Annotated in this window: 22 protein-coding genes and 1 tRNA gene; 17 read left to right on the top strand and 6 right to left on the bottom strand. The window is 62.9% G+C overall.

The window, feature by feature from the left end; all coding sequences use genetic code 11:
- Nucleotides 1-207: 207 nt before the first annotated feature.
- The 16 genes from C2U40_RS08365 (at nt 208) to hypA (ending at nt 16,966) form a co-directional block, all read left to right on the top strand.
- Entirely contained in the window at nt 208-873 is a 666-nt protein-coding gene (locus tag C2U40_RS08365) for a 4Fe-4S dicluster domain-containing protein (protein WP_103827574.1), read from the top strand.
- Nucleotides 873-2,744, top strand: a complete 1,872-nt coding sequence (gene hyfB / locus C2U40_RS08360) for a hydrogenase 4 subunit B (RefSeq protein WP_103827573.1) — start codon at nt 873-875, stop codon at nt 2,742-2,744. Before C2U40_RS08365 ends, hyfB begins: the two co-directional genes overlap by 1 nt.
- A 1-nt stretch (nt 2,745) precedes the next feature.
- Entirely contained in the window at nt 2,746-3,702 is a 957-nt protein-coding gene (locus tag C2U40_RS08355) for a respiratory chain complex I subunit 1 family protein (RefSeq protein WP_103827572.1), read from the top strand.
- 65 nt (nt 3,703-3,767) lie between these two features.
- Nucleotides 3,768-5,486: a hydrogenase large subunit gene (locus tag C2U40_RS08350; protein WP_103827571.1), complete on the top strand. Its 1,719-nt coding sequence runs from the start codon at nt 3,768-3,770 to the stop codon at nt 5,484-5,486.
- Nucleotides 5,487-5,495: 9 nt separating this feature from the next.
- Nucleotides 5,496-6,053 carry a formate hydrogenlyase complex iron-sulfur subunit gene (locus C2U40_RS08345; RefSeq protein WP_005345227.1) on the top strand — a complete coding sequence of 186 codons (558 nt, stop codon included), beginning with the start codon at nt 5,496-5,498 and terminating at the stop codon, nt 6,051-6,053.
- Nucleotides 6,053-6,868: an NADH-quinone oxidoreductase subunit B family protein gene (locus C2U40_RS08340; RefSeq protein WP_103827570.1), complete on the top strand. Its 816-nt coding sequence runs from the start codon at nt 6,053-6,055 to the stop codon at nt 6,866-6,868. Before C2U40_RS08345 ends, C2U40_RS08340 begins: the two co-directional genes overlap by 1 nt.
- Entirely contained in the window at nt 6,861-7,274 is a 414-nt protein-coding gene (locus C2U40_RS08335; RefSeq protein ID WP_103827569.1) for a formate hydrogenlyase maturation HycH family protein, read from the top strand. The genes C2U40_RS08340 and C2U40_RS08335 overlap by 8 nt, the downstream gene beginning before the upstream one ends.
- A complete protein-coding gene (gene hycI / locus C2U40_RS08330) occupies nt 7,274-7,765 on the top strand; it encodes a hydrogenase maturation peptidase HycI (protein WP_103827568.1) in 492 nt (163 codons plus the stop codon). The genes C2U40_RS08335 and hycI overlap by 1 nt, the downstream gene beginning before the upstream one ends.
- A gap of 213 nt (nt 7,766-7,978) precedes the next feature.
- Nucleotides 7,979-8,070: transfer RNA gene (locus tag C2U40_RS26025), tRNA-Sec, on the top strand.
- Between the two features lie 313 nt (nt 8,071-8,383).
- Nucleotides 8,384-9,862: an L-seryl-tRNA(Sec) selenium transferase gene (gene selA, locus C2U40_RS08325; protein ID WP_181014775.1), complete on the top strand. Its 1,479-nt coding sequence runs from the start codon at nt 8,384-8,386 to the stop codon at nt 9,860-9,862.
- A 4-nt stretch (nt 9,863-9,866) separates the two neighbouring features.
- The gene (gene selB, locus C2U40_RS08320) at nt 9,867-11,750 is read left to right on the top strand and encodes a selenocysteine-specific translation elongation factor (protein ID WP_103827567.1); all 1,884 of its coding nucleotides are present in this window, start codon (nt 9,867-9,869) and stop codon (nt 11,748-11,750) included.
- Complete coding sequence (hypF, locus tag C2U40_RS08315; RefSeq protein ID WP_103827566.1) at nt 11,747-14,185, top strand: carbamoyltransferase HypF; 2,439 nt, start codon at nt 11,747-11,749, stop codon at nt 14,183-14,185. The genes selB and hypF overlap by 4 nt, the downstream gene beginning before the upstream one ends.
- Nucleotides 14,186-14,190: 5 nt before the next feature.
- A complete protein-coding gene (locus tag C2U40_RS08310; protein WP_042061786.1) occupies nt 14,191-14,442 on the top strand; it encodes a HypC/HybG/HupF family hydrogenase formation chaperone in 252 nt (83 codons plus the stop codon).
- Nucleotides 14,436-15,554, top strand: coding sequence for a hydrogenase formation protein HypD (gene hypD, locus C2U40_RS08305; RefSeq protein ID WP_103827565.1), 1,119 nt, complete (start codon nt 14,436-14,438; stop codon nt 15,552-15,554). The genes C2U40_RS08310 and hypD overlap by 7 nt, the downstream gene beginning before the upstream one ends.
- Nucleotides 15,551-16,555, top strand: coding sequence for a hydrogenase expression/formation protein HypE (gene hypE / locus C2U40_RS08300; protein ID WP_103827564.1), 1,005 nt, complete (start codon nt 15,551-15,553; stop codon nt 16,553-16,555). Before hypD ends, hypE begins: the two co-directional genes overlap by 4 nt.
- 69 nt (nt 16,556-16,624) lie before the next feature.
- Nucleotides 16,625-16,966: a hydrogenase maturation nickel metallochaperone HypA gene (gene hypA, locus C2U40_RS08295; RefSeq protein WP_024944968.1), complete on the top strand. Its 342-nt coding sequence runs from the start codon at nt 16,625-16,627 to the stop codon at nt 16,964-16,966.
- Here the strand turns inward: hypA and C2U40_RS26720 are convergent.
- The gene (locus tag C2U40_RS26720; protein WP_233768831.1) at nt 16,944-17,318 is read right to left on the bottom strand and encodes a hypothetical protein; all 375 of its coding nucleotides are present in this window, start codon (nt 17,316-17,318) and stop codon (nt 16,944-16,946) included. The two genes, hypA and C2U40_RS26720, sit on opposite strands and share 23 nt — an antisense overlap.
- On the opposite strand from C2U40_RS26720, the gene hypB reads away from it, so the two are divergent.
- The gene (hypB, locus tag C2U40_RS08290) at nt 17,205-18,095 is read left to right on the top strand and encodes a hydrogenase nickel incorporation protein HypB (protein WP_233768830.1); all 891 of its coding nucleotides are present in this window, start codon (nt 17,205-17,207) and stop codon (nt 18,093-18,095) included. The genes C2U40_RS26720 and hypB overlap by 114 nt on opposite strands.
- 301 nt (nt 18,096-18,396) lie before the next feature.
- Here the strand turns inward: hypB and C2U40_RS08285 are convergent, their stop codons facing one another.
- The 5 genes from C2U40_RS08285 to C2U40_RS08265 form a co-directional block, all read right to left on the bottom strand.
- Nucleotides 18,397-19,038: an ATP-binding cassette domain-containing protein gene (locus tag C2U40_RS08285; RefSeq protein WP_103827562.1), complete on the bottom strand. Its 642-nt coding sequence runs from the start codon at nt 19,036-19,038 to the stop codon at nt 18,397-18,399.
- Nucleotides 19,038-19,826, bottom strand: coding sequence for an ATP-binding cassette domain-containing protein (locus C2U40_RS08280; protein ID WP_103827561.1), 789 nt, complete (start codon nt 19,824-19,826; stop codon nt 19,038-19,040). The genes C2U40_RS08285 and C2U40_RS08280 overlap by 1 nt, the downstream gene beginning before the upstream one ends.
- 100 nt (nt 19,827-19,926) lie before the next feature.
- A complete protein-coding gene (locus tag C2U40_RS08275; protein WP_103827560.1) occupies nt 19,927-20,739 on the bottom strand; it encodes an ABC transporter permease in 813 nt (270 codons plus the stop codon).
- Nucleotides 20,729-21,733 (bottom strand): ABC transporter permease, encoded by a 1,005-nt coding sequence (locus C2U40_RS08270; protein WP_103827559.1) that lies wholly within the window; start codon nt 21,731-21,733, stop codon nt 20,729-20,731. Before C2U40_RS08270 ends, C2U40_RS08275 begins: the two co-directional genes overlap by 11 nt.
- Nucleotides 21,718-23,349: an ABC transporter substrate-binding protein gene (locus tag C2U40_RS08265; RefSeq protein WP_103827558.1), complete on the bottom strand. Its 1,632-nt coding sequence runs from the start codon at nt 23,347-23,349 to the stop codon at nt 21,718-21,720. The genes C2U40_RS08270 and C2U40_RS08265 overlap by 16 nt, the downstream gene beginning before the upstream one ends.
- Between the last annotated feature and the right edge of the window lie 40 nt (nt 23,350-23,389).

Below are 23,389 nucleotides of genomic sequence, written 5' to 3'. Positions count from 1 at the left end.
CAAGGTGACGAACCCTCTCCAACCCTTCGTCACAAGTGACGAACGTCACGCTTCGACAGTGGGTCAAGGCCTCGACACCCGTCGGCGCTATTTTTAACGTCATTTAAAAACAAACACTTACACTCATCCAGCCAGGCAAAACCAAGCTGGCCCGTATCTTGCCAACCTGCCCCTACTTTCTCCGTTCGCGACACGACAAGGTAGGCTATGAACCGCTTCGTTATCGCTGACCCCAAGCTTTGTATCGGCTGTGGCACCTGTATGGCGGCCTGCAGCGAGGTACACAAGGCGCAAGGTTTGCAACAAGCCCCCCGTTTAACCGTTATGCGACACGAGCAGGCGACCATGCCGGTTCAGTGCCGTCACTGTGACGATGCCCCCTGCAGCAAGGTGTGCCCGGTCGAGGCAATTCGCCAGACCGGCGATTGCGTGCAACTCAACGAGTCGCTCTGCATCGGCTGCAACCTCTGCGCCGTGGCCTGTCCCTTTGGCGCCATCCAGAGCGGCGGCAGCCGTCCGGTGGCCATGGCCACCAGTTACGACACCTATATTCCCAGCTCCATCCGCTCCAGCAACCCCTCCACCTCCGCTGGCCTGCGCTGCTTTGGCGAGGATCTGCTGAGCTGGGAGCCGGGCGTGCGCAGCATCGCGGTCAAATGCGACCTGTGCGAATTTCGTGCCGAAGGCCCGGCCTGTGTCGATGCCTGCCCCTCCCAGGCGCTGAAGCTGGTCAATGACAGCGACACCGAACGCGCCGCCCGTATCCGTCGCCAGCAAGCAGCCGACACCAACCCGCAGGGGGCCTCTGCCTTCTCGGCGCCCATCACGGCGCTCCCTACATCCGATCTATCCACCACAGAGGGAGCATGCTGATGTTGTCCCCCCTTGTTATGGCCACGCTCCTGCTCTTTTTGCTGGGCGCCGCCGCCGGTTTGTTGCTGCAAAAGCTGCCCGCACTGGCCAACCGCCTCAACAGTGGCCTTGCCCTGCTGGGCTCGCTCACGGGCCTCATCGCCGCCATCCAGATCTTTGCCCAAGGCGCCCCCGTCGACGGCCAGCTCTGGCTGCTGGGTTCGGTTCACCTCGATATGCTTGCCGCGCTGATGCTGCTGGTGATCAGCACCGTCGGCGTCGCCGTCGCCCTCTACTCCTTTGCCTATATTCGCGAATATCAGGGCAAGGGGGATGTGGCCATCGGCGCGCTGATGAACCTCTTCCTCTTTGCCATGGTGGGCATGGTACTGGCCGACAACGCGCTCGGTTTCTTGCTCTGCTACGAGCTGGTGACCCTCACCACCTACTGGCTGGTCAAGACCAACCCGGAAGCCGCCAAACAGAGCCGTCTCTATCTGGTGATGAACCATATCGGCATGGCGCTGGTGCTGATCGCCTTCTGGCTGCTCTGCCGCGAAAGCGGCTCGCTGGAGTTCGCCGCGCTGCGCGAGCACCATCTGGCGGGCGGATTGGCCTCTCTGGTTTTCCTGCTCAGCTTCTGCGGCTTTGGCCTGCGCGCCGGTTTCGTGCCGCTGCACGGCTGGCTGCCGGTGGCCGAGCCCGTTGCGCCGTCCCATATCTCGGCTCTGATGTCCGGCGTCATGGTCAAGCTGGGGCTGTTTGGTATTTTGCGGGTCAGCATCGATTTTCTCGGCGCCAGCCAGCTCTGGTGGGGCTATGTGGTGCTGATCTTCGGTGCCTGCTCGGCAGTGCTCGGGGTGCTGTTTGCGCTGGCCGAGCATGACCTCAAGCGGCTGCTCGCCTACCACACGGTAGAGAACATCGGCATCATCCTGATGGGGATGGGGATCGGCATGATCGGCATCGCCAACCAGCAGCCGGCGCTGGTGGTGCTGGGGCTGCTCGGCGCCCTCTATCACCTGCTCAACCACGCCATCTTCAAGAGCCTGCTCTTTATGGGCACCGGATCTGTGATGTTCCGCCTGCACACCCGCGACATGGACAATATGGGGGGCCTGGCCAAGCTGATGCCCTGGACCGCGCTGGCGTTCCTGATCGGTGCCATGGCCATCTCGGCGCTGCCGCCGCTCAACGGCTTTGTCAGCGAGTGGTTTATCTACCAGTCTCTGCTCTCCATGACCAAACTCGGCACCTCCGTTGTCGCGCCGCTCGCGGTAGTGATGCTGGCAGTGACCGGCGCCATGGCGGTGATGTGTTTCGTCAAGGTGTACGGCATCTGCTTCTGCGGCGCCCCGCGCAGCGAGAAGGCGAGCCACGCCCGCGAAGTGCCGGGCGCCATGGTGGCAGGCACCCTGCTGCTGGCCGCAGTCTGTCTGGTGCTGGGTCTGGGCGCCCCCTGGATTGCCCCCCATATCGCCAGCTATGGCCAAGCCTTGGTAAGCGGCCAAATGAACGTGGCCACCGGCGCCACCCTGCTGCCACTCGACAGCTCACAAGCGATCCTCTCCCCGCCCGTTATCGCCATCACCTTGCTGGGTCTGTTCCTCATCCCGCTGCTGGTACTGGCCATCTTCAAGGGGCCCAAGCTGGGTCGTCGTCACGCCGGCACGCCGTGGGCTTGCGGTTACGCCTACGAGGAGCGCATGAGCCTCACCTCTGGCGGTGTCACCCACACCTTGCGCCAACTCTGCGCGCCGCTCTATCGCAAGCAGCCGCAGCTCGATCTGGCCAGCGCCCTGCACGGGGTGAGCGATACCAGCGGGACGACCGGCTGGCTGCTGCACGGCCTTGTGCTGGCGCTCTTTATCCTGATGGCAGTAGGAGTCTGATATGCCTGTTCTTGAAATGCCGAGCTGGGGCATGGTCGCCCTCGCCCTGACCCAGGCCATCGCCATGCTGGCGCTGGCGCCGCTCGCCACCGGTTTCAACCGGGTGCTGCGGGCCAAGATGCACTCCCGTCAGGGGCCGGGCCTGCTGCAGGATTACCGGGATATCGCCAAGCTCCTGCGCCGTCAGGAGGTGACCCCGGAGCCTGCCGGCATCATCTTCAACCTGATGCCTGCGCTGCTCATTGCCGCTCTGTTGCTGGTGGGGATGGCGCTGCCGACCCTGACTCACGAGTCTCCCTTCCCCATCGCCGGGGATCTCATCACCGACATCTATCTGTTCGCCATCTTCCGCTTCTTCTTCTTCTCCCTCTCGGGGCTCGACAGCGGCAGCATGTTTGCAGGGATCGGTGCCCGCCGCGAGCTGACGCTGGGCATTCTGGTGGAGCCCATTCTGGTGCTCGCCTGCTTCATCATGGCGATGATGGTGGGCAGCTCGGATCTGGGCAACATCAGCCGCTATGTGGCGACCCAGCCGCTGGCCGCGCCGGTTGCCACCCTGCTGGCGGGCGCCGCCTGCGCCTTCGCGGTGTTTGTCGAGATGGGCAAGCTGCCCTTTGACTGCGCCGAGGCCGAGCAGGAGTTGCAGGAGGGGCCGCTCACCGAGTATTCCGGTGCGGACCTGGCCCTGCTCAAGCTCTCCATCGGCCTCAAGCAACTGGTGGTGGTGCAGCTCTTTCTGGTGATTTTCCTGCCCTTCGGCAAGGCGGCCAACTGGAGTCTGCCTGCACTGATCGGCGCGGCGCTGATCCTCGCCTGCAAGCTGCTGGTGGCCTTTTTGCTGGCTGGCATCATCGAAAACGCCATGGCCCGTACCCAGTTCGTGCGCACCCACAAGCTCACCCGCTACGGCTTGGGGCTGGCCCTGCTGGCGCTGCTCGCCTATCTGGTCGGGATATAAGCCATGCCCGCCATCACAGCCATTTTTTTCGATTTCACCTTTTGTGAATTTAAAGTGAGAACTGCATGACCATCGCCATTTCGGATCGCATCGGCTGCGACTACATCCAGCAGGTGCGAGCACAACTGCCCCACGCCATCGTCGACGAGGAGTGGCAAACCGCCGATCAGGCCACCATCACCGTCAAGCCCACCAGTCTGGTCGAGACCGCCAGCCTGATCTTCCATCAGCTGGGGGGCTGGCTTCCGCTCTCCTTTGCCAATGACGAGCGCAGCCTCAACGGCCACTTCGCGGTCTACCACGTCTTCTCCATGGAGGGCGACACCAAGTGCTGGATCACCGTCAAGGTGCTGGTGGATGCCGATACCCAGGAGTACCCCTCCATCACCCCGACCATTCCGGCGGCGGTGTGGGGCGAGCGGGAGATCCGCGACATGTACGGCCTGCGCGCCATCGGTCTGCCGGACGAACGCCGTCTGGTGTTGCCGGACGACTGGCCGGAGGATATCCACCCCCTGCGCAAGGACGCCATGGATTATCGCCAGCGCCCGATGCCCACCACTGACACCGAGACCTACCCCTTCGTCAACGAGCTCGGCAATGATGCCAACCGCATCGTGCCGGTCGGCCCGCTGCACATCACCTCGGATGAACCGGGCCACTTTCGTCTGTTCGTCGATGGTGAAGACATCATCGATGCCGACTACCGCCTCTTCTATGTCCATCGCGGCATGGAGAAGCTGGCGGAAACCCGCATGGGCTACAACGAAGTGGCGTTTCTGACCGACCGGGTCTGCGGCATCTGCGGTTTTACCCACAGCGTCGCCTACACCACCTCGGTGGAGAACGCCATGGGTATTGTGGTACCCGAGCGGGCCAAGATGATCCGCGCCGTGCTGCTGGAGGTGGAGCGCCTGCACAGCCATATCCTCAACATCGGCCTGTCGAGCCACTTCACCGGTTTCGACACCGGCTTCATGCAGTTCTTCCGGGTGCGGGAGAAGTCCATGACCCTGGCCGAGCTGCTGACCGGCGCCCGCAAAACCTACGGCCTCAACCTGATTGGCGGGGTGCGCCGCGACATCTTCAAGGAGGATCGCATCAAGGGGGCCCAGCTGGTACGCGAGCTGCGTGATGAGCTCAAACCCTTGGTGGCCATGCTGCTGGATACCGCCAACATCTCTTCCCGCCTCATCGGCATCGGCAAGCTCGACCCGCAAATTGCCCGCGATTTCAGCTGCGTCGGCCCCATGGTACGGGCGAGCGGCTTCAAGCGCGACGTGCGCCGGGTCCACGACTTTGCCGGCTACCGCGAGCTGCCGATGGAGATCCAGACCAAGGCGGGCTGCGATGTGCAATCCCGGGTGCTGGTGCGGATCCACGAGCTCTACGACTCCCTCGACATGATTGAGTTCGGTCTGGAGCACCTGCCACAGGGGCCGCTTTTGACCGAAGGCTTCACCTACCAGCCGGGCAAGTTTGCGCTGGGCTTTACCGAAGCGCCCCGTGGCGAGAACGTCCACTGGAGCATGACCGGGGATAACCAGAAGCTGTTCCGCTGGCGCTGCCGCGCCGCCACCTACGCCAACTGGCCTGCTCTGCGCTACATGCTGCGCGGCAATACCGTGGCGGATGCGCCGCTCATCATCGGCAGTCTGGATCCCTGCTACTCCTGTACCGACCGGGTCACTCTGGTCGACCCCAAGAAGGGCAAATCCACCGTGGTCTCCTACAAGGAGATCGAGCGCTACGGCATCGATCGCAAAAACTCTCCGCTGAAATAAGGGGTCATCATGATCAAGCTGTTCAAGACCATCCTCAAGGCTGGCACCCCGACCGCCAAGTACCCCTTCGCCCCTTATGAGGTGAACCGGGATTTTCGCGGCAAACCCAAATATCAGGCGGATCAGTGCATCGCCTGCGCCGCCTGCACCAAGGCCTGCCCGGCCAACGCGCTGGTGATGGAAGTGGACATGGAGACCGGCGAGCGGCGCTGGGAGATCTCCATGGCGCGCTGCATCTTCTGCGGCCGCTGCGAAGAGGTCTGCCCGACCCGCGCCATCGCCCTCTCCCCCGAGTTCGAGCTGGCGGTGACCAACAAGGCGGATCTCTATGAGGAGGCCCGCTTCGCGCTGGCCCCCTGCACCCTGTGCGGCACCTACTTTGCCCCGAGCAAACTGGTAGCACTGGTGGAGGACACCCTCAAGCAGGCGGGCACGCCGCTGGCCACCCCGGAGCGACTGCACCACTGCCCCGACTGCAAACGAAAACAGAGCATGCTGAGCCAGCCTGACTCGGCCCTGATCACACCGATAGCCACACCGATGGCCGCACAAAAGGAGTGGATGTGATGAGCAAGATCAAAGGCATAGAACCGGTTGTCGGCCATGCCCATACCCGCGCCGTGCCGCTGGCACAGGATCCCGAGATCACCAAACTCAAGAAGACCCTGCTCAAGGACATTCGCCGCTCGGCCTATGTCTACCGGGTCGATTGCGGCGGCTGCAACGCCTGCGAAATCGAGATCTTCGCCACCATCACCCCGCTGTTCGATGCCGAGCGTTTCGGCATCAAGGTGGTCGCCTCCCCCCGCCACGCCGACATCCTGCTCTTTACCGGCGCGGTGACCCGGGCGATGCGGGTGCCGGCCCTGCGTGCCTACGAGGCGGCGCCCGATCCCAAGATCTGCATCGCCTACGGCGCCTGCGGCTGTGACGGTGGCATCTTCCACGACCTCTACTGCGTCTGGGGCGGCACCGACAAGATCGTGCCGGTGGATGTCTATATCCCGGGCTGCCCTCCGACACCGGCGGCTACCATTTATGGCTTTGCCGTGGCGCTCGGTCTGCTTGAGCAGAAACTCAAAGCCACCAGCCACGAGGTGCAACCGGGTGAGCGGGTCGAGCTGCGCCTCACCGGCATCCCCAACGAAATCCGGGTAATGATCGAGCGCGAAGCGCGCCGCATGGCCGGTTACCGTCAGGGGCGGATCATCGCCGACGAGTTCATGGCCCTGCTCGAAGGGGCAACCCAGCAGGATGTGGATCTGCGCATCCAGAGCTACCTCGATCAGCACGACGATCCGCGTCTGGCGGAGATCGTCAACAACCTCGCAAACGCCTGCCTCAGCCGGGCGGCCGGCAAGGGAGAGGCGGTGCATGGCTGACGAGGTTTTCTTCTATCGCCTCTCGCGCAAGTTCGTCGACGAGCAGTTCGACGTGCCGAAAGAGGCCAAGGAGGTGATGTACTACAGCCTCGCCATCGGCCATCACCTCGGCATCGTCGATTGCCTGCGAGCAGACCTAGTCTGCTCGCTGACCGGTTATCGCGACTGGGTAGCCAAGCTGCCAGAGGGGAGCGAGGCGCGCCGCAAGATGGAGGGGTTTCTCACCTTTGGCGAGATCACCATCTATCGCGAGCACTGCCATATGCTGGCCTGCGCCTTCGACCGACTGCGCAAAGCCGACAATCTGCTCGATGAGCAGGAGCTGGGCTGGACCAATACCTTTATGGATCAGCTCACCGCCCTCTTTAACGACCCCCATATGTACCTGATGGTAAGGAGCCGCTGATGGGCTGCAATCTCGTGTTGACCGTGGGCAATGCCATGATGGGGGACGACGGTGCCGGCCCCTATCTCGCCGACAAGCTGCAGGCCGCCCCCATGCCCGGCTGGATCCATATCGACGGCGGCATCGCGCCGGAAAATGTGGTCTACAAGGTGCGGGAGCTGCAACCGGAGCGAGTGGTGCTGGTGGATGCCGCCGAGATCGGCGAGAAGGCGGGCACCCTGCAGGTGATCCCCCCCGAGACCATCGCCGAGATGTTTATCTTCTCGACCCACAATATGCCGCTCAATTTCCTGATCGACGAGCTCAAGACCTTTGTCCCAGAGGTGATCTTTGTCGGGGTACAACCGGCCATCGTGGCGTTCTCCTTCCCGATGACCGAGATGGTGAGCGAGGCGATGGATTATCTTTATCAGCATCTTGATGCCGCCAGTGACACCAGTCTGTTAATAGATAAACTGGATCAGTGGAATATTGCCAACGCCAAGCGGTGATTATTTAGCGAGTTGTTAACGACCGTTATTGACCAACGGTTATGGCAATGTGATCGAGGCCCGATGTTAAATTAAAAACATCGGGCTAATTGTGCTGAACTTGATATAAAACAAGGTTCTTTGATTTTTTCAAAAAATCGCTAACTCTCGCATTTTTATGACAAAAAAAGCGTTGCCAGTCACAGAAATTTGCCACAAAATGGCGGCCGTTACGGAAGTTGATGGGGTCTGGTGGCCTCCTCGGTCTTCAAAACCGATGTGAGCCGAGAAGGCTTTGGCAGGTTCGATTCCTGCCTCTTCCGCCAAATTTATCTATTGAACAAATACTCTCTCGCTGAATTTTTCGGCCTGGATGTTATTTCCATTATTTGTTCAATATGTTTGAAGTAATACCTTAAAAAGGTGCTTGCCGCTTGCCAATATAATCCGAACTCAGGTTATCTCGCTGGCCAAAAATTAATTTATCAGCATTGATGCAGCATTAATTTATACCCGCTCATGGATGCACCCAGTTTGCACTCATCCGCAAATCGCCAGCAGTGCCATAACCCGTCAGCTCGGCCTCTCTATCGGCAAACCGGTGCGCATCCCGAACCCACGCACTGCACTGGTAATCCCATGCCGAACTCGTCTCACGCGTCAGCCATCCCCCACCGCCAGCCTGCATCAGGTACGGCTGCCGACGATTCACTGCCAGATTCACAGCAACAGCCCAGCCAGCAACAAACGCGCCGTTTGCCGCAAGTGGAGCAACTGCTGCAGCAACCCTTTCTCGCCGGTTTTATCGAGGCGCTGAGCCGCCCGCTGGTGACTCAGGCGGTGCGCGACACCCTGAGCGAGCTGCGCCAGAGCGAAGATTTTCGCCAGCATGGCGTTGCCCCCGAGCAGATCGAGGCGCTAATTGCCAAACGCTGCCAACAGCAGTTGCGCCAGCGTCAAACCCGGGTGATCAACGCTACCGGCACCTTGGTGCATACCAATTTGGGGCGTTCGCCGTTAAGTGCCGATCTGTGGGATGAGGTGCGTGACCTCAACACCGGCTACAACAATCTGGAGCTGGATCTCGCCACCGGCAAGCGTGGCGGGCGCAAGGGGCTAATCGCCCCCCTGCTCCGTTGCCTCACCCAGGCCGAAGATTCACTGGTGGTCAACAACAACGCCGCCTCGCTCTTTTTGCTGCTGCAGGAGGTGGCCAAGGGACGCGAGGTGATCGTCTCGCGCGGCGAGCAGATCCAGATTGGCGGCGGCTTTCGCATTCCCGATATTCTGGCGCTCTCCGGTGCCAAACTGGTGGAGGTGGGCACTACCAATATCACTACCGCCAAAGATTACCTCGATGCCATCACCGATCAGACCGCGCTGGTACTGATGGTGCACAGATCCAATTTCGCCATTCGCGGCTTTACCGAGACCCCCGATATCGGCGAGGTGGCCCGCGCCCTGCCCGAACACGTGGTGCTGGCGGTGGATCAGGGCTCCGGCTTGACCAGCGAAGAGTTTGCTCCGGATGAAACCTCGGTGCGCCAGTACATCAAGGCAGGGGCGGATCTGGTCTGCTACTCAGGCGACAAGCTCTTGGGGGGCCCGCAATCGGGCATCATCAGCGGCCGCAGCGACCTTATCAAGCGGCTGGAAAAACACCCCATGATGCGCACCTTCCGCCCGAGCCGCATCGTCTACTCCCTGCTCGAACGGCTGCTCATCCACAAGCTCAACAAATCTCCCGTCGGCGAGGGCATCGCCCAGCAAGTCTTAAGCAACCCGGCCGCCATGCAGGCTAGAGCAGACCAGCTGATGGCCGCCCTTCCCGGCTGCTTTGTGCCGGTTCCCGCCCAACTGGTGGTGGGCGGCGGCACCTTGCCGGACGAGTTCTATCCGGCGCCTGCGCTGGAGTGCACCGACCCGCGTCCGGCCCAGCAGCTGCTCGACGCTCTGCGCGAACTGCCGGTGCCGGTCATCGCCACCGTGCGCCAGCAGAAGGTGCTGCTCAATATGGCCACCCTGCTGCCGGCGGAGATGGCGCTGTTGATCGCCCAACTCAAGGAGTTGCTGCTGCCCACCCCGTTCAATGCAACAAATGCGACCGAGGAGCCCTGATCCCATGACCCCCTATCGCGCCGTTATCGGTCTTGCCGGCCACGTGGATCACGGCAAGACCCTGCTGATCAAGGCCCTCACCGGCATCACCACCGCCCGCGCCCATGAGCAGGCCATCGGCATGACCCAGGATCTCGGCTTTGCCCACTTCGACGACGGTCAGGGCAACACCATAGGCGTCATCGACGTACCCGGTCACGAGCGCTATATCCGCAACATGGTGGCGGGGCTCTGGAGTCTGGATCTGGTGCTGCTGGTCATCGCCGCCGACGAGGGGTGGATGCCGATGACCGGCGATCACCTGCGCCTGCTCAGGGCGATGGGGGTGCCGCGCCTCTTGGTCTGCATCAACAAGTGCGATCTGGTCTCCCCTGACGAGCTTTTGCTGTTGGAAGAAAGCCTGCTGGAGCGGGTGATGGACGAGAGCGGCATGGTGCCCGACATCGTCAGCGTCAGCGCCAAAACCGGCGCCAATATGGCTGCCCTGCACGTCGCCATCGTGCGCCAGTTGGGGGATATGGCCGAGCATCATGCCCCCCGCGAACAGGCCGCCCCGCGACTGTATGTAGACAGGGTCTTTACCGCCAATGGCACCGGCACCGTGCTCACCGGCACCCTGCAGCAGGGCAGCCTCAAGGTGGGGGACAAGCTGCGCCTCTACCCCGCCGATCGGGAAGTACAGGTGCGCTCCCTGCAGGCCTATCACCAGAGCGTCGACGAGATCGGCGCCGTCTGCCGGGTGGCGGTGGGATTGAAAAAAGTGCCCCACAAGGAGGTGGCCCGCGGTCACTGCCTGACCAGCGCAACTGGCCAGTGCGAGGTGGCAACCCACCTTATCGTGCGACTCAACGCCGAGAGCCTGAGCGGCAAGGCGCTACGCACGCAGGAGGTGGAGGTGGCCCTCGGCAGCTGGCATGGCCGAGCCCGTTTCGTGCCCATCAAGGACACCCGGCTGGCACGGCTGATCTTTACCAGCCCCATCCCCTGCTTCTTTGGCCAGCCGCTCGCCATCATTCGCCACGGCAGCAGCGAACTGCTGCACGGCGCCCGCATCGTCTGGTGCGGCGATATCCATCCCGCCAGACGCAAGACGCTGCACGCCCTGCTGGGCGAGCTGCCGGATGGCTTGGAGCGATACAACCCGGCCACCCTGCAACTGGGGCTCAACGGCTATGTGCTGGCCAGCCGCTTTGACCAGCGGCCCGAGCAGGTTACCCCCCTCGGTGAGTGGCTGCTGGATAGCTGCTGGCTCACCCAGAGCCGCGACCAGCTGCTCGCCACCCTGGCCAGCGAACCGCTCAGTGCTGCGGAGCTCACGACCCGCTTCGGCATCGCCCTGCCGGTCATTCAGGCCCTGCTCCAGCAGCTCAAAAGTGAGCAACTTGTTCGCCTGCACCATGACAAGTGGCAGCCGGGCAGCGGCGAGTCGGAAGATGATCTGGGGGAAGAGGCGCAGCTGGTGCTCAAGGTGGTGCGAGATCAAGGCAAGGAGGGTTACGAGCCCGGTAAACTGGGCCCCGGCGGCGTGGAGCTGGATCCCTTTATCACCCGCAAGCTGCCCGCAGTTCTGCAGCAGGGCCTGCTACAAAAAGGCGCGTTGCAAAAGCAGCTGCGTAACCTGGCGCGACTCAAGTATCTGGTGCAGCTCGACGGCCCCATCTACTACGACGCCGCCCTTTACAACCAGATGGTCGCCGCCGTGCTGGCGGGCCAGCAGGTAGGAGATCTGATCGACATGGCATCCTTCAAGGAGATCACCGGTTTGTCGCGCAAATACGCCATTCCGTTCTGCCTGCGCATGGAGATGGATGGCTGGGTGCGACGCGAGGAGAACGAGCGCCGGGTGCTGCGTTTGCCGCAGACTCAAGATGAGATGGAGCCAGCATGAGCGCCACCATAGCCTCCTCTGGCTCTTCCAATCCTGTGGCCAGCCGGCTGCGCCGCGAATTTCATATCGACGGCATCGTACAGGGGGTCGGCTTTCGCCCCTTCGTCTATGGACTGGCACTGCACCACGGCCTTGCCGGTTATGTCTTGAACGATGCCAACGGCGTCACCATAGGCGCCGAAGGTTCCCCCGAGCAGCTCGCCAGCTTTGCCCGCGAACTGCGGGAACTGGCGCCGCCCTTAAGCCGTATCGATCACTTCAGCGAGCGGGAACTGCCCCTCGCTCATGATCCCGACTTCGATGGCCAATTTCATGGCCAGTTTCGAATTAAAGCCAGCCAGCAGCAGAGCGCTGCCACGGTCGCCATCTCGCCGGATCAGGGGATGTGCGAGGCGTGCGCCACGGATGTGGCCAATCCGGCGGATCGCCACCACCGCTACCCTTTTACCAACTGCACCCACTGCGGCCCGCGCTACACCATCATCCGCCGCCTTCCCTACGACCGCCCCCATACCGCCATGGCGGGCTTTGCCATGTGCCCGCGCTGCGCAGCGGCCTATGAAAACCCGCTGGACAGACGCTACCACGCCCAGCCGGTGAGCTGCCCCGAGTGCGGGCCCCATCTCAGTTGGCGCTCCGGCCGCGGCGATGCGCTGGCCGAGCGCGAGGATGCCCTGCTCGAAGCCGCCCGCGCCCTGCAAGCGGGAGCCCTGATTGCGGTCAAGGGGATGGGGGGTTATCACCTGATATGCGATGCCCGCAATGAACAGAGTGTCGCCAGATTGCGAACGCTCAAACGGCGCGCGCGCAAGCCGCTGGCGGTGATGATGGGCTCCCTTGCCGAGGCCAAACTGCATGTCACCGGCAGCGAAGAAGAGTGGCAACTGCTCGCCTCTCAGGCCAGACCCATCACCTTGCTGCGCAAGCGCAAAAACGATGATCGGCTCTCAGAATCGCAACAACCAGCGGCCCCGCTGGCCGAGGGGATCGCACCCGGCATCCCCTACCTCGGCGTCATGCTCCCCTATACCCCGCTGCACCAGTTGTTGCTGGATGCCTGCGCCATGCCGCTGGTGGCCACCAGTGCCAATGGTCGCGGCAGCCCGATCCTTATCGAGTACGAGGCTGTGGTCAGGGAACTCGGGGGCGAGATTGACGGCATCCTGGATCACAACCGCCCCATCCTGCACCCCTGCGACGACAGTCTGGTGCAGTGGGCCGGTGGGCGACACCAGACGTTGCGGCTAGCCCGGGGCTATGCCCCCTGCACCCCCAGCCTGCAAGAGGCGGTCAAGGTGCCGCTGCTGGCGGTCGGAGCCCAGCAGAAGAACCAGCTGGCGCTCGCCTTCGGCCGCCAGCGCATCTACAGCCCCTATATCGGCGATCTGCACAGCCTGCCGATGCAGAGCCACTTCGAGCAGACCCTGGCCACCTTTCGCGATCTCTACGATCTCAAGCCCGAGCTGCTGGTCTCGGACTGCCATCCCGGCTACCTCAGCCACCAGTGGGCCAAAGGCTATTGCCGCGATCAGGGTGCGACCCACCTCGAGGTGCAGCACCATCACGCCCACCTGCTGGGGGTGATGGCCGAGCACGACATCACGGGCCCGGTGCTGGGGGTTGCCTTCGATGGCACCGGCCTTGGCAATGACGGCACCCTCTGGGGCGGCGAGCTGCTGCTGGCCGATGTGAAGGGCTTCGAGCGTGTTGCCCACCTTGCCCCCTTCAAGCTGATCGGCGGCGAAGCGGCCATCCGCGAGCCGGTACGTCAGCTGCTGGGGCTGCTGTTTGAATCGCACAGCCCTGAGCAGATCAGTGCCCTCGATATTCCGTTGATCAAGCAACTGCCCCTTAAGCGGATCCGCAACCTGCACCAGCTCTGGCATCTCGGTCGCAACGCCCCCTACACCAGCTCCATCGGTCGGCTGTTCGATGCGGTGGCGGCACTACTGGGGGTTATCGATACCCCCGATTACGAGGGTGAAACGGGGCTCCTGCTGGAGGCGGCCGCCTTGCAGCTGGCCCCCGATGAACAGCCCTTCCCCCTCGCCTTTGATCTCAGCCAATCATCAGAGGGGTCACTGCATATCGAGTGGGCAGAGCTCATCAATACCCTTGTCAGCGAGCGGCGCCAAGGCACCTCCACCGCTAGCCTGGCCGCCGGTTTTATCCGCGCCATCAGCGCTTTGGTCATCGCCCTGGCCGAGAGTTTCCCCGGCTATCCGGTGGCGCTCGGGGGCGGCGTCTTTCAAAACCGGGTGCTGATGGACCAGCTGGTGCCCGCTCTCGAAGCCGCCGGCCGGCAGGTATTAACCAGCGAAACCCTGCCGCTCAATGACGGTGGCATCGCCGCCGGTCAGCTCTGGTTTGCCATCCACCATCTTGCCACGCATCAGCCTGTCACAACCGGTTGTGCCACCTTGTCGGAGTCCTGAAATCCATGTGTCTATCCATTCCCTCTCAGGTGGTGCAGCTGCACCCCGAAGATAACTGCGTCACCGTCGACACCCTGGGGGTGCAGCGACGCGTCAGCTGCATGCTGCTCGAAGAGCCCCTCCAGGTGGGCGACTATGTGCTGCTCCATATCGGCTTTGTGATGAGCAAGATTGACGAAGAGGAGGCGCAGGCCAGCCTCGAGAGCTTCCGCCAGATGGTGGCCCTGATGCCCAACCAGGATATCTTGCCATGCTGACCTTGAATGATCTCTTTCAGGGCTTTCGCCAGCCTGAGGTGATCCGCGCCCTCGCAGCCCAGATCACCGAACTGGCCAAAGATCTGCCCGAACCGCTGCGGGTGATGGAGGTGTGTGGCGGCCATACCCACACCATCATGAAGTACGGCCTGCACCAGCTGCTGCCGGCCAGCATCGAGTTCGTTCACGGCCCCGGCTGCCCGGTCTGCATCATGCCCAAAGAGCGCATCGATCAGGCCATCGAGCTGGCGAGCCAGCCCAGCGTCATTCTGGTCACCCTGGGTGACATGATCCGGGTGCCGGGCTCCAAAGGCACGCTGGCCCAGCAGCGGGCCAAGGGGAGCGATATTCGCCCGGTCTATGACCCCCTCGATGCGCTGCGCATCGCCAAGGAGAACCCGGAGAAAACCGTGGTCTTCTTCGCCATCGGTTTCGAGACCTCTACCCCCATGACCGCCGCCTTGCTGGCTGCCGCTGAAGCTGAGGGGATTGAGAACCTGCTGTTTCATATCAACCATGTGCTGGTACCGCCCGCCATCCACGCCGTGATGGCCGACGGGGTGGCCAAGGTGAACGCCTTTATCGGCCCCTCCCACGTCAGCGTCATCACCGGCGCCGATATCTACCTGCCCATCGTCGATCGCTATCAGGTGCCGGTGGTGGTGAGTGGCTTCGAGCCGGTGGACGTGATGGAGGCGCTCTTGATGATGGTGCGCCAGAAGGTGGAGGGTCGCTACGCGCTGGAGGTGCAGTACAGCCGCGCCGTTACCGCCAGTGGCAATAAAGCCGCACAGCGGCTGGTCGAGCGCTTTTTCGAGACCCGCGAGCACTTTCGCTGGCGAGGTCTCGGGGATATCAACGCCTCCGCCCTGCGCCTGCGCGATGCGTTTGCCAAACGCGATGCGGAGCGCCACTTCCAGCTTGATCAGACTCCCATTGATGACCACAAGGCGTGCCAGTGCGCCGATATTCTGCGCGGCCTGGCCAAACCGAACCAGTGCAAAGTCTTTGGCCGGGGCTGCACCCCGACCCAGCCCATGGGCAGCTGCATGGTCAGCTCCGAAGGGGCCTGCAATGCCTACTACCGATATATGGGGATCCAGGAACGATGAGAGAAATCCAACTTAGCCACGGCGGCGGCGGTGTGGAAATGAATCAGCTGATCAACCAGCTCTTCTTTCGCCACTTTGGCAACGAGATCCTGCTGCGCGGTGAGGATGCCGCCCTATTGCCGGTGAGCGGCCCCGTCGCCTTCACCACCGACAGCTTTACCGTCTCGCCGCTCTTCTTCGAGGGGGGGGATATCGGCAAGCTGGCCATTGCCGGCACGGTCAATGATCTCGCCATGATGGGTGCCAAACCAGAGTATCTGAGCGCCAGCTTTATCATCGAGGAGGGTTTCCCCTACGCCGATCTGGCCCGCATCGTCGAGTCGATGGCCACTGAGCTTGCCAAGAGCGGTGCCCGCATCGTCTGCGGCGACACCAAGGTGGTGCCCAAGGGGGCAGCCGACAAGATCTTTATCAACACCAGCGGGGTCGGCACCTTCCCGCTGCCCGAACAGAGCCGAGGCATCTCGGTACGGAGCCTCAAGGCCGGTGACGCCATCCTGGTGTCGCGGGATATCGGCAGCCACGGCGCCTGCATCCTGATGGCCCGTGACGCCCTGCAACTGGGCTCCGATCTCAAGAGCGACTGCACCACCCTCTGGCCACAAGTAGAAGCGCTGCTAAAAGCGGGGATTACCCCTCACGCCCTGCGCGATGCCACCCGCGGTGGCCTCGCGGCAGTGCTCAACGAGTGGAGCAGCGCCTCCGGCGTTGCCATCGAGCTGGAGGAGTCCGCCATTCCGGTGTGCGATCCGGTGCGCGGCCTGTGCGAGCTCTACGGTTTCGAGCCCCATGATCTCGCCAACGAGGGAACCATGGTACTGGCCCTGCCTGCTGAACAGGCGCAGGACGCGCTGGGCATCTTGCGGCAGTTCAACCCCTCAGCCAGCCAGATCGGCGTGGTGCAGGCGAGCGAGCGCCACAAGGTGATCCTGAACAACCCCTGGGGCAGCCGCCGTTATCTGGAGCTGCCGCAAGGGGAATTGCTACCGCGGATCTGTTGAGCGGCCATGCCGTTCGGTCAATTACAGGGAGGAGTCACTGCTCCTCCTCCTATCGGTTAAGGAGCCACCATGCACGAAATGTCTCTGGCCATGGCCGCCATCGATCTGGCGGCCGAGCAGGCCACCCAGCGGGGCTTTACCAAGGTGACCGCCCTCTGGCTCGAGGTCGGCAGCTTCTCCTGCGTCGACCCGGACACCATTGCCTTCTGTTTCGAGGCGGCCGCCAAGGGCACCGCCGTCGAAGGAGCCCAGCTGCACTTTCAGCACCAGGCGGCAGAGGCCTGGTGTTACGACTGCAACCAGACGGTCACCCTCACCGAACGCGGGCAAGCCTGTCCCGAGTGTGGCGGATACAAATTACGAGTCGCGCAGGGCGATAGCCTGCGCATCACCGACATCGAGGTAAGTTGATATGTGTAGCGTATGCGGATGCGGTCAGGCGCGGATCGCCGGCCATGAGCACGATCATGAGCATCATCACGAGCATGAGCATCACCATGAACATGGTCATGAGCACGACCATCATCATGCTCATGACGCCCATCACCATCATGACCACGAGCAGAGTGCGCCGCGCACCCTGATCATTCACCACCACTATCACCATCAGGGGGATGTCCATCACCACTACCACGGGGTACGGGCTCCGATGAGCCATGAGGGTCATGATCAGACGCATGAACACCACCATGATCACCCCCACGACCATCATCATGAACATGCCCACTATCATGACCACGGCCATTCCCACGCACATCCCCATGATCACCCCCACAGCCATGACCATGACCATGACCATGACCATGACCATGACCATGACCATGACCATGACCATCAGCAGGCTGATCTGCACTACGGCAAAGGGGAAGCGGGATTGTCGGTCCCCGGCATGGGGCAGCGCCAGCTGATCGCCATCGAGATGGACGTACTGGCCAAGAACAACGCGCTGGCCGCCCACAACCGCGAACACTTCGATGAGGCGGCCCAGCTGGTACTCAACCTGGTCTCTAGCCCGGGTTCAGGCAAAACCACCCTGCTGTGCGAAACCCTGCGCCAGCTGGCCGACAAGCGGCCTTGCGCGGTAATCGAAGGGGATCAGCAGACCAGCGCCGATGCGGATCGCATTCGCGCCACCGGCGTCCCTGCGGTGCAGATCAACACCGGCAAGGGCTGTCATCTGGACGCCAAAATGGTCCACGACGCCTGCCACCAGCTGCCTGCCAATGAAGGGGGCATTCTCTTTATCGAGAACGTCGGCAATCTGGTCTGCCCCGCCAGCTTCGATCTCGGCGAGAAGTACAAGGTGGCGATCCTCTCCGTCACCGAGGGGGAAGAGAAGCCGCTGAAATACCCGGACATGTTCGCCGCCGCCCAGCTGATGGTGATCAACAAGATCGATCTGCTGCCCTATGTCAGCTTTGACGTGGCCCGCTGCATCGAGAACGCCAAACGGGTCAACCCCTATATCCAGGTGATCCAGGTCAGCGCCACCGCGGGCGAAGGGATGGATGCCTGGCTCAACTGGCTGGCTACAGCCTGAACCAGAACCGGTTAAATGCCGTTACCAACGGCGGATAGCAAGAGAGGGAGGCTGATGCCTCCCTCTCTTCTATCTGTTATCTGCGAACCTTGTCAGGCGCTCTCTCTATACCGAATAGCCAGCGTTTCATACTCGCCCCCCTCACCCTAACCCTCTCCCCAGGGAGAGGGAACCGATGAGTGAACACCGATAATGCTATGCCAGTATCCAGATACGCCTAGGTACATCTTGCTGGCGAATCGCATATTGCTCCCTTCTCCCCTTGCGGGAGAAGGGCTGGGGATGAGGGGGAAGCCAATCCTCAGGCCACGCTACGGGCCATCGCCTCCTGCTCCGCAGGCACTTCACCAAAGCGCAGCACCCGATGGCATATCTGGCGCAGCAGCGCCTGCTGGTGACTGAAGACAAGCATGGCGAGCCCGCGCTGCTCGCATTCAACCATCAACTCCAGCCAGAGCTGGCGCTGAATTTGCGGGTCCAGCTGGGCGGTCACCTCATCGGCAATCAGCAGACGGGTGCGAGGATCGAGGGCGCGCAGCAGCGCGATGCGGGCCAGCTCGCCGCCGGAAAGCTGGCCGGGTTTACGACCAAGCCACGCAGGCTTGACCATAAAACGGGCCAGCACGGTGTCATCGGGGCGCCATACATCCCACAGCGCTTGGCCGGTAGTGCGATAGGGATTGAAGGTGAGTTCCGGGTGCTGGGGCACCAGCTGGATAGGGTTATAGCCTTTTACCTGTTCAGGCACAGGCAGCCCATCCAGCAGGATCTGCCCGCCAGCCCCAACCGATTGCCAACTCGCCAATACCCGCCCCAGGGTGGTCTTGCCATGACCGCTCGGCGCGGAGATGCCAAGCCGCGCCCCCGCTTTCACCGTCAGCGACAACCCCTGCCAGAGGGGGCGTTCCCCCTGGGCGATGGTGAGATTTCGTAGTTCCAACATCAGGAAACCTCCGGCACAGAGAAGAGTGCATTGAACTCCGGCAGCGCCTGCCAGTGGGCTCTGAGCATCTCGCTCCCCTGTCCCTGGCGCAAGTGGTGGCAACTCAAGGTGTCGCTCACCTGCCCCTGATGCAGCGCGACGATGCGATCGGCAAAGCGGGCCGCCAGCGCCAGATCGTGGGTCACCCAGAGGATACCGCTGCCCTGATTGGCCAATTCACGCAACTGGCCGAGCAGCAGACAGGCCAGCCCCTCGTCGAGCCAGGCGGTGATCTCGTCTGCCAGAATGTAGCGGGCACCGCCGAGCGCCGCAGTGCAGGCCAGAATGCGCTTGGCCATGCCGCCGGAGAGCTGGCGCGGATAGCTGTCCAGGGTGGTGGCGGGCAGCTGGTAGCGCAGCAGCTGCTCGCCGAGCCGCTCGCGGGAACCACTTTGACCGCAAAGGCGCGCCGCCCTGCCCAGCTGGCGCTCCACCGTCAGCAACGGATTGAGGGCGCTCACCCCCTGCGGCACATAGCAGAGGGTGTGGCCGCGCAGTCCGGCCCGGCTGGCGTCGCACAGGGGCACGCCATCGAGGGAGATAGTGCCGCGCATGCGCAGGTTGTCCGGCAGCAATGTCAGGGCGCTTTGCAGCAGCAGGCTCTTGCCCTCGCCGCTCCCCCCCACCAGCGCGACGATCTCCCCCGGCGCCAGTTGCAGGCTGATGTCGGTCAGCAAAGGCTGCCAGCTGCGCCGCCCCAGCCAGGAGTAGTGGGCCGCTTCTATGGTCACCTGGTCGAAGCTCAGCATTGTTCACCCCCAAACCAGAGTTGTTGCAGGGCGCGCGAGCCACCTGATCGAACAGCGGCGCCAGCCAGACTGTGCTGACGCCAGATGGCGCTTTCAAAACTCAGCATGCTTCACCCCCAAACCAGAGTTGTTGCAGGGCGCGGGTAGCCTGATCAAACAGCAGGACCAACGTCAGCAACATCAGACCAGGGAAGAGGGCCAGCCACCAGCCGCCACCGGCCAGATAACGCAGGGCATCGGCCAGCAGCAGACCCAGCGAAGCCTCGTGGGCCGCCAGGCCAAAACCGAGGAAGCTCAGCGCCGCGCTGTGCAGCACAGCGTGGGGGAACATCAGCAGGGTGCCGATAAACCACTGTGGCAACAGCCCCGGCAGCAGGTGGGTACGCCAGCGGCGCAGCGCCCCCATCCCCTGACAGCGGGCCAGCACCACGTAGTCGCTGCTGGCGATGCGCCGCGCCTCGGCGCAGAGAATGAGCGCCAGCTTGGGCCAGTGGGTGAGCGCCACCGCCAGGATCACCCCGCGCATGCCCCCCCCTGCGGTAAAGCAGATGAGGATCAACAGCAGCATATGGGGCAGCGCCAGCATGGCGTCGATCACGAGGCGCACCGCCGCATCGCACCTGGGATGGATAAGCGAGAGGCTGGCCGCCACCATGGCCAGCAGGCCACTGCACAGGGCCGTGCTGATGCCCAGCTCCAGACTGGTGAGGGTGCCCTGAAAGGCCCGCAGCCAGAGATCCCGCCCGATCTGATCGGTACCGAACCAGTGGGCCAGCGAGGGGGGCTGCTGGCGCGCCAGCAGATCCATCGGCACATCCTGATGAGAGAGGCTCCAGCCGTAGCTGGCCAGCAGCAGCAGGCAGATCAGCGCAAAACCAAGACGCAGCAAGGAGGGGAGCGGATTAAACAGCATGCACACCCTCCCAACCGCGGTTGATGCGGGCCAGCAGCACCCGCGCCGCCGTGTTGCCCAAAAAGACCAGCAGGGTGCAGAAGAGCACGATTCCCATCAGTAGGGGGATATCGCCCCGCAGCCCCGCATCCACGGTGGCCTGACCGAGCCCCGGGTAGGAGAAGACCTTCTCTGCCAAGAGCGATCCGCCAATCAGCTCCCCCAGCGAGGCAAACTGCAGGCAGAGCGCCGGGGTCAGGGCATGACGCAGCACGTGAAAGCGCAGCATGGGCCAGCCGCCATCGCCCTGGGCGCGGGCGTAGCGAATAAAATCGCTCGCCAGCACCTCGGCCACCCGCTCCCGGGTGTGCAGCGCGATATTGCCAAGCCCCAGCAGGGCCAGGGTGGTCACCGGCAACAGCAGATGACGCAACCGCATGGCCCAATCCGCCTCATCGGCAGCCAGTCCCGGCGTCCAGGCGCAGCAGACCGGCAACAGTGGCCAGTGCACCGCAAACAGCGCCAGCAGCAAGAGGCCCACCCAGAAGGTGGGCAGAGAGGCGAGCAGGTAGGCAAAGCGGCAAATCAGGCGGTCGGGCCAGCGGTTGAGATAGCGACCGGCGCAGAGGCCAAGCAGAATGCCGAAAAAGCCGGAGAGCAGCCAGGCACCCGCCAGCAGCAGGAAGGAGGCAGCAAAGCGCTGGCCTATGACTTCACCTACAGGCGCGTTGTAGAGCATGGAGTAGCCGAGATCCCCCCGCAGCACCTGGGTAAACCAGTGCCAGTAGCGCAGCCAGAGCGGCTGATCCAGCCCCCAGCGAGCGGCGATGCGGGCGTACTGCTCGGGCGGCACATGGAGCAGATCGTTGCCGATATAGGCCTTGATGGGATCGATGGGGGAGTAGCTCAGCAGCACAAAGGTGGCAACCGAGACCAGACAGAGCAGCCCTGCCAAACGCAGCAGGGCTTTCAGAGTGGCAGTCATCATGGTGGACGAACTTAGCGGCACGTCCACCGCCAATCCTGCAGGTTGTTGAGCAAAGACCAGCTACCGTGAATTTCCGGCGCCCCCTTGCCAAGGTCGATGCAGCGATTGGCCAGATAGGTATGCTGCACGTTGAGCAGCCAGGCCCAGGCCGCATCCCCCTGCACCCCGGCGCCACGCTTGCCATCCCACTCCACCTGCTGCCAGAACGGCACGGCCGCCTGCCAATCGGGGGCATCCAGCGCCTGCTTGAGGTGGCCATCCACCACCGGATTCTGGTAATAGCCCGGGTTGTAGAACTCCACGCCGGCGGAACCGCTCTGGTAGTGGTGGTAGAGCTCCATGGGATCCAGGCTCCCCCACCCCATCAGCACCGGATTGGCATGCATCTCGCGCTCCACCTGCTCCCAGCTGCCGGATTTGAGGCTCACTTCGAGGCCGATGGGTTTGAGCATGGCCCGCACCGCTTCCGCCAGATCCCGGCGAGTGCTGTCGCCACTGGTGTACCAGAGGGTAAAGGTGGCGCGCAGGGAGCCCTTGTGGCGAACGCCGTCGCTCCCCCTCTGCCAGCCAGCTTCATCGAGCAGGGCGTTGGCGTGGGCCGCATCACCATCCTTGAAGGCGGTGGCTTTGTTCAGCCAGGGCAAGCCTTCCACCGCGCTGTAAGCGGGGATGGCGTGCCCTTCCAGCAGTTGATCGGCCAGCAGCTTGCGGTCGATGGCGTAGTTGATGGCGCGGCGCACCGCTACATCCGAGGTCACGTCGTTGCCGATGGGATAACCCTTGGCATCCTTGCCGCCCGCTGGTGGAATGGGGAAGACGATGCCGCGGTTCTCCACGCTTGGCCGCACCCAGAGCTTGAGGGAGGCAGGGACTGTGGGCGCCAGCGACGGGGCGATGCGCACCAGGTCGAGCTGGCTGCTCTGGGCGGCGGCATAGGCGCTCTCTTCATCGATAAAGACAAACACCAGCCGTTTGAAGTCATTGTTGCCGCCGGCGTAATGGGGGTTGGCCTCCACCACCAGCTGCTGGCCGGGCAGGAAGCTCACCAGCCGGTAGGGGCCGGCGCCGACTGGATGGCGGGCGTAAGCCTTGGGATCGTAATCCCGCTTCGACACTATCCCGAGCGATCCCAGCACGTTGACGAAGGTACTCTGGGGGGCGCTCAGGCTGATGGCAACCTCGGTAGGTGAGAGCACCTTGGCCGAGACAAAGTTGCCCATGTCGATCTTGCCGCCACCCTGGGCTGCGCTGTTGTAGGTAAAGGCCACGTCTTCGGCGGTGAGCGGCGCGCCGTTGGAGAATGTCAAATCCGGCTTGAGGCGGATAAGCCACCCCTTACCATCCTGGTTCGGAGTCACCGCTTGGGTAAGCACGTTTTGCCAGCTGAGGTCGACGTTCTGCTTGAGCAGCGGGCTGTGCAGCAGCAGGTAGCTGCCGTGGCTCCAGCCGAGCAGCGGGTCGAACCCTTCGGTGGGCTCACTGCCGATGGCGAGCTTGAGTTCGGCGGGGACGGGCTGGGCCGCCAGCGCCATGGAAGAGAAACCGCCCGAGAGCAGGGCCAGCAAGGCGGCCGCAGTGACAGAGAGGCCTTTGCGGCGGGTGGCATTGCTGCCTGAGTGGCAGCCAAAGCATTGAATGGTCATAAGATCCCTTGTTCGTTTTACCACTCACTACCCAAAAAAC

The sequence above is a fragment of the Aeromonas sp. ASNIH4 genome, assembly GCF_002934425.1.
In the GTDB taxonomy this organism is placed as follows: Bacteria; Pseudomonadota; Gammaproteobacteria; order Enterobacterales; family Aeromonadaceae; genus Aeromonas; species Aeromonas hydrophila.
The sequence above is the reverse complement of the archived record's forward strand: the minus strand, read 5'-3'. Positions and strand labels throughout refer to the sequence as shown.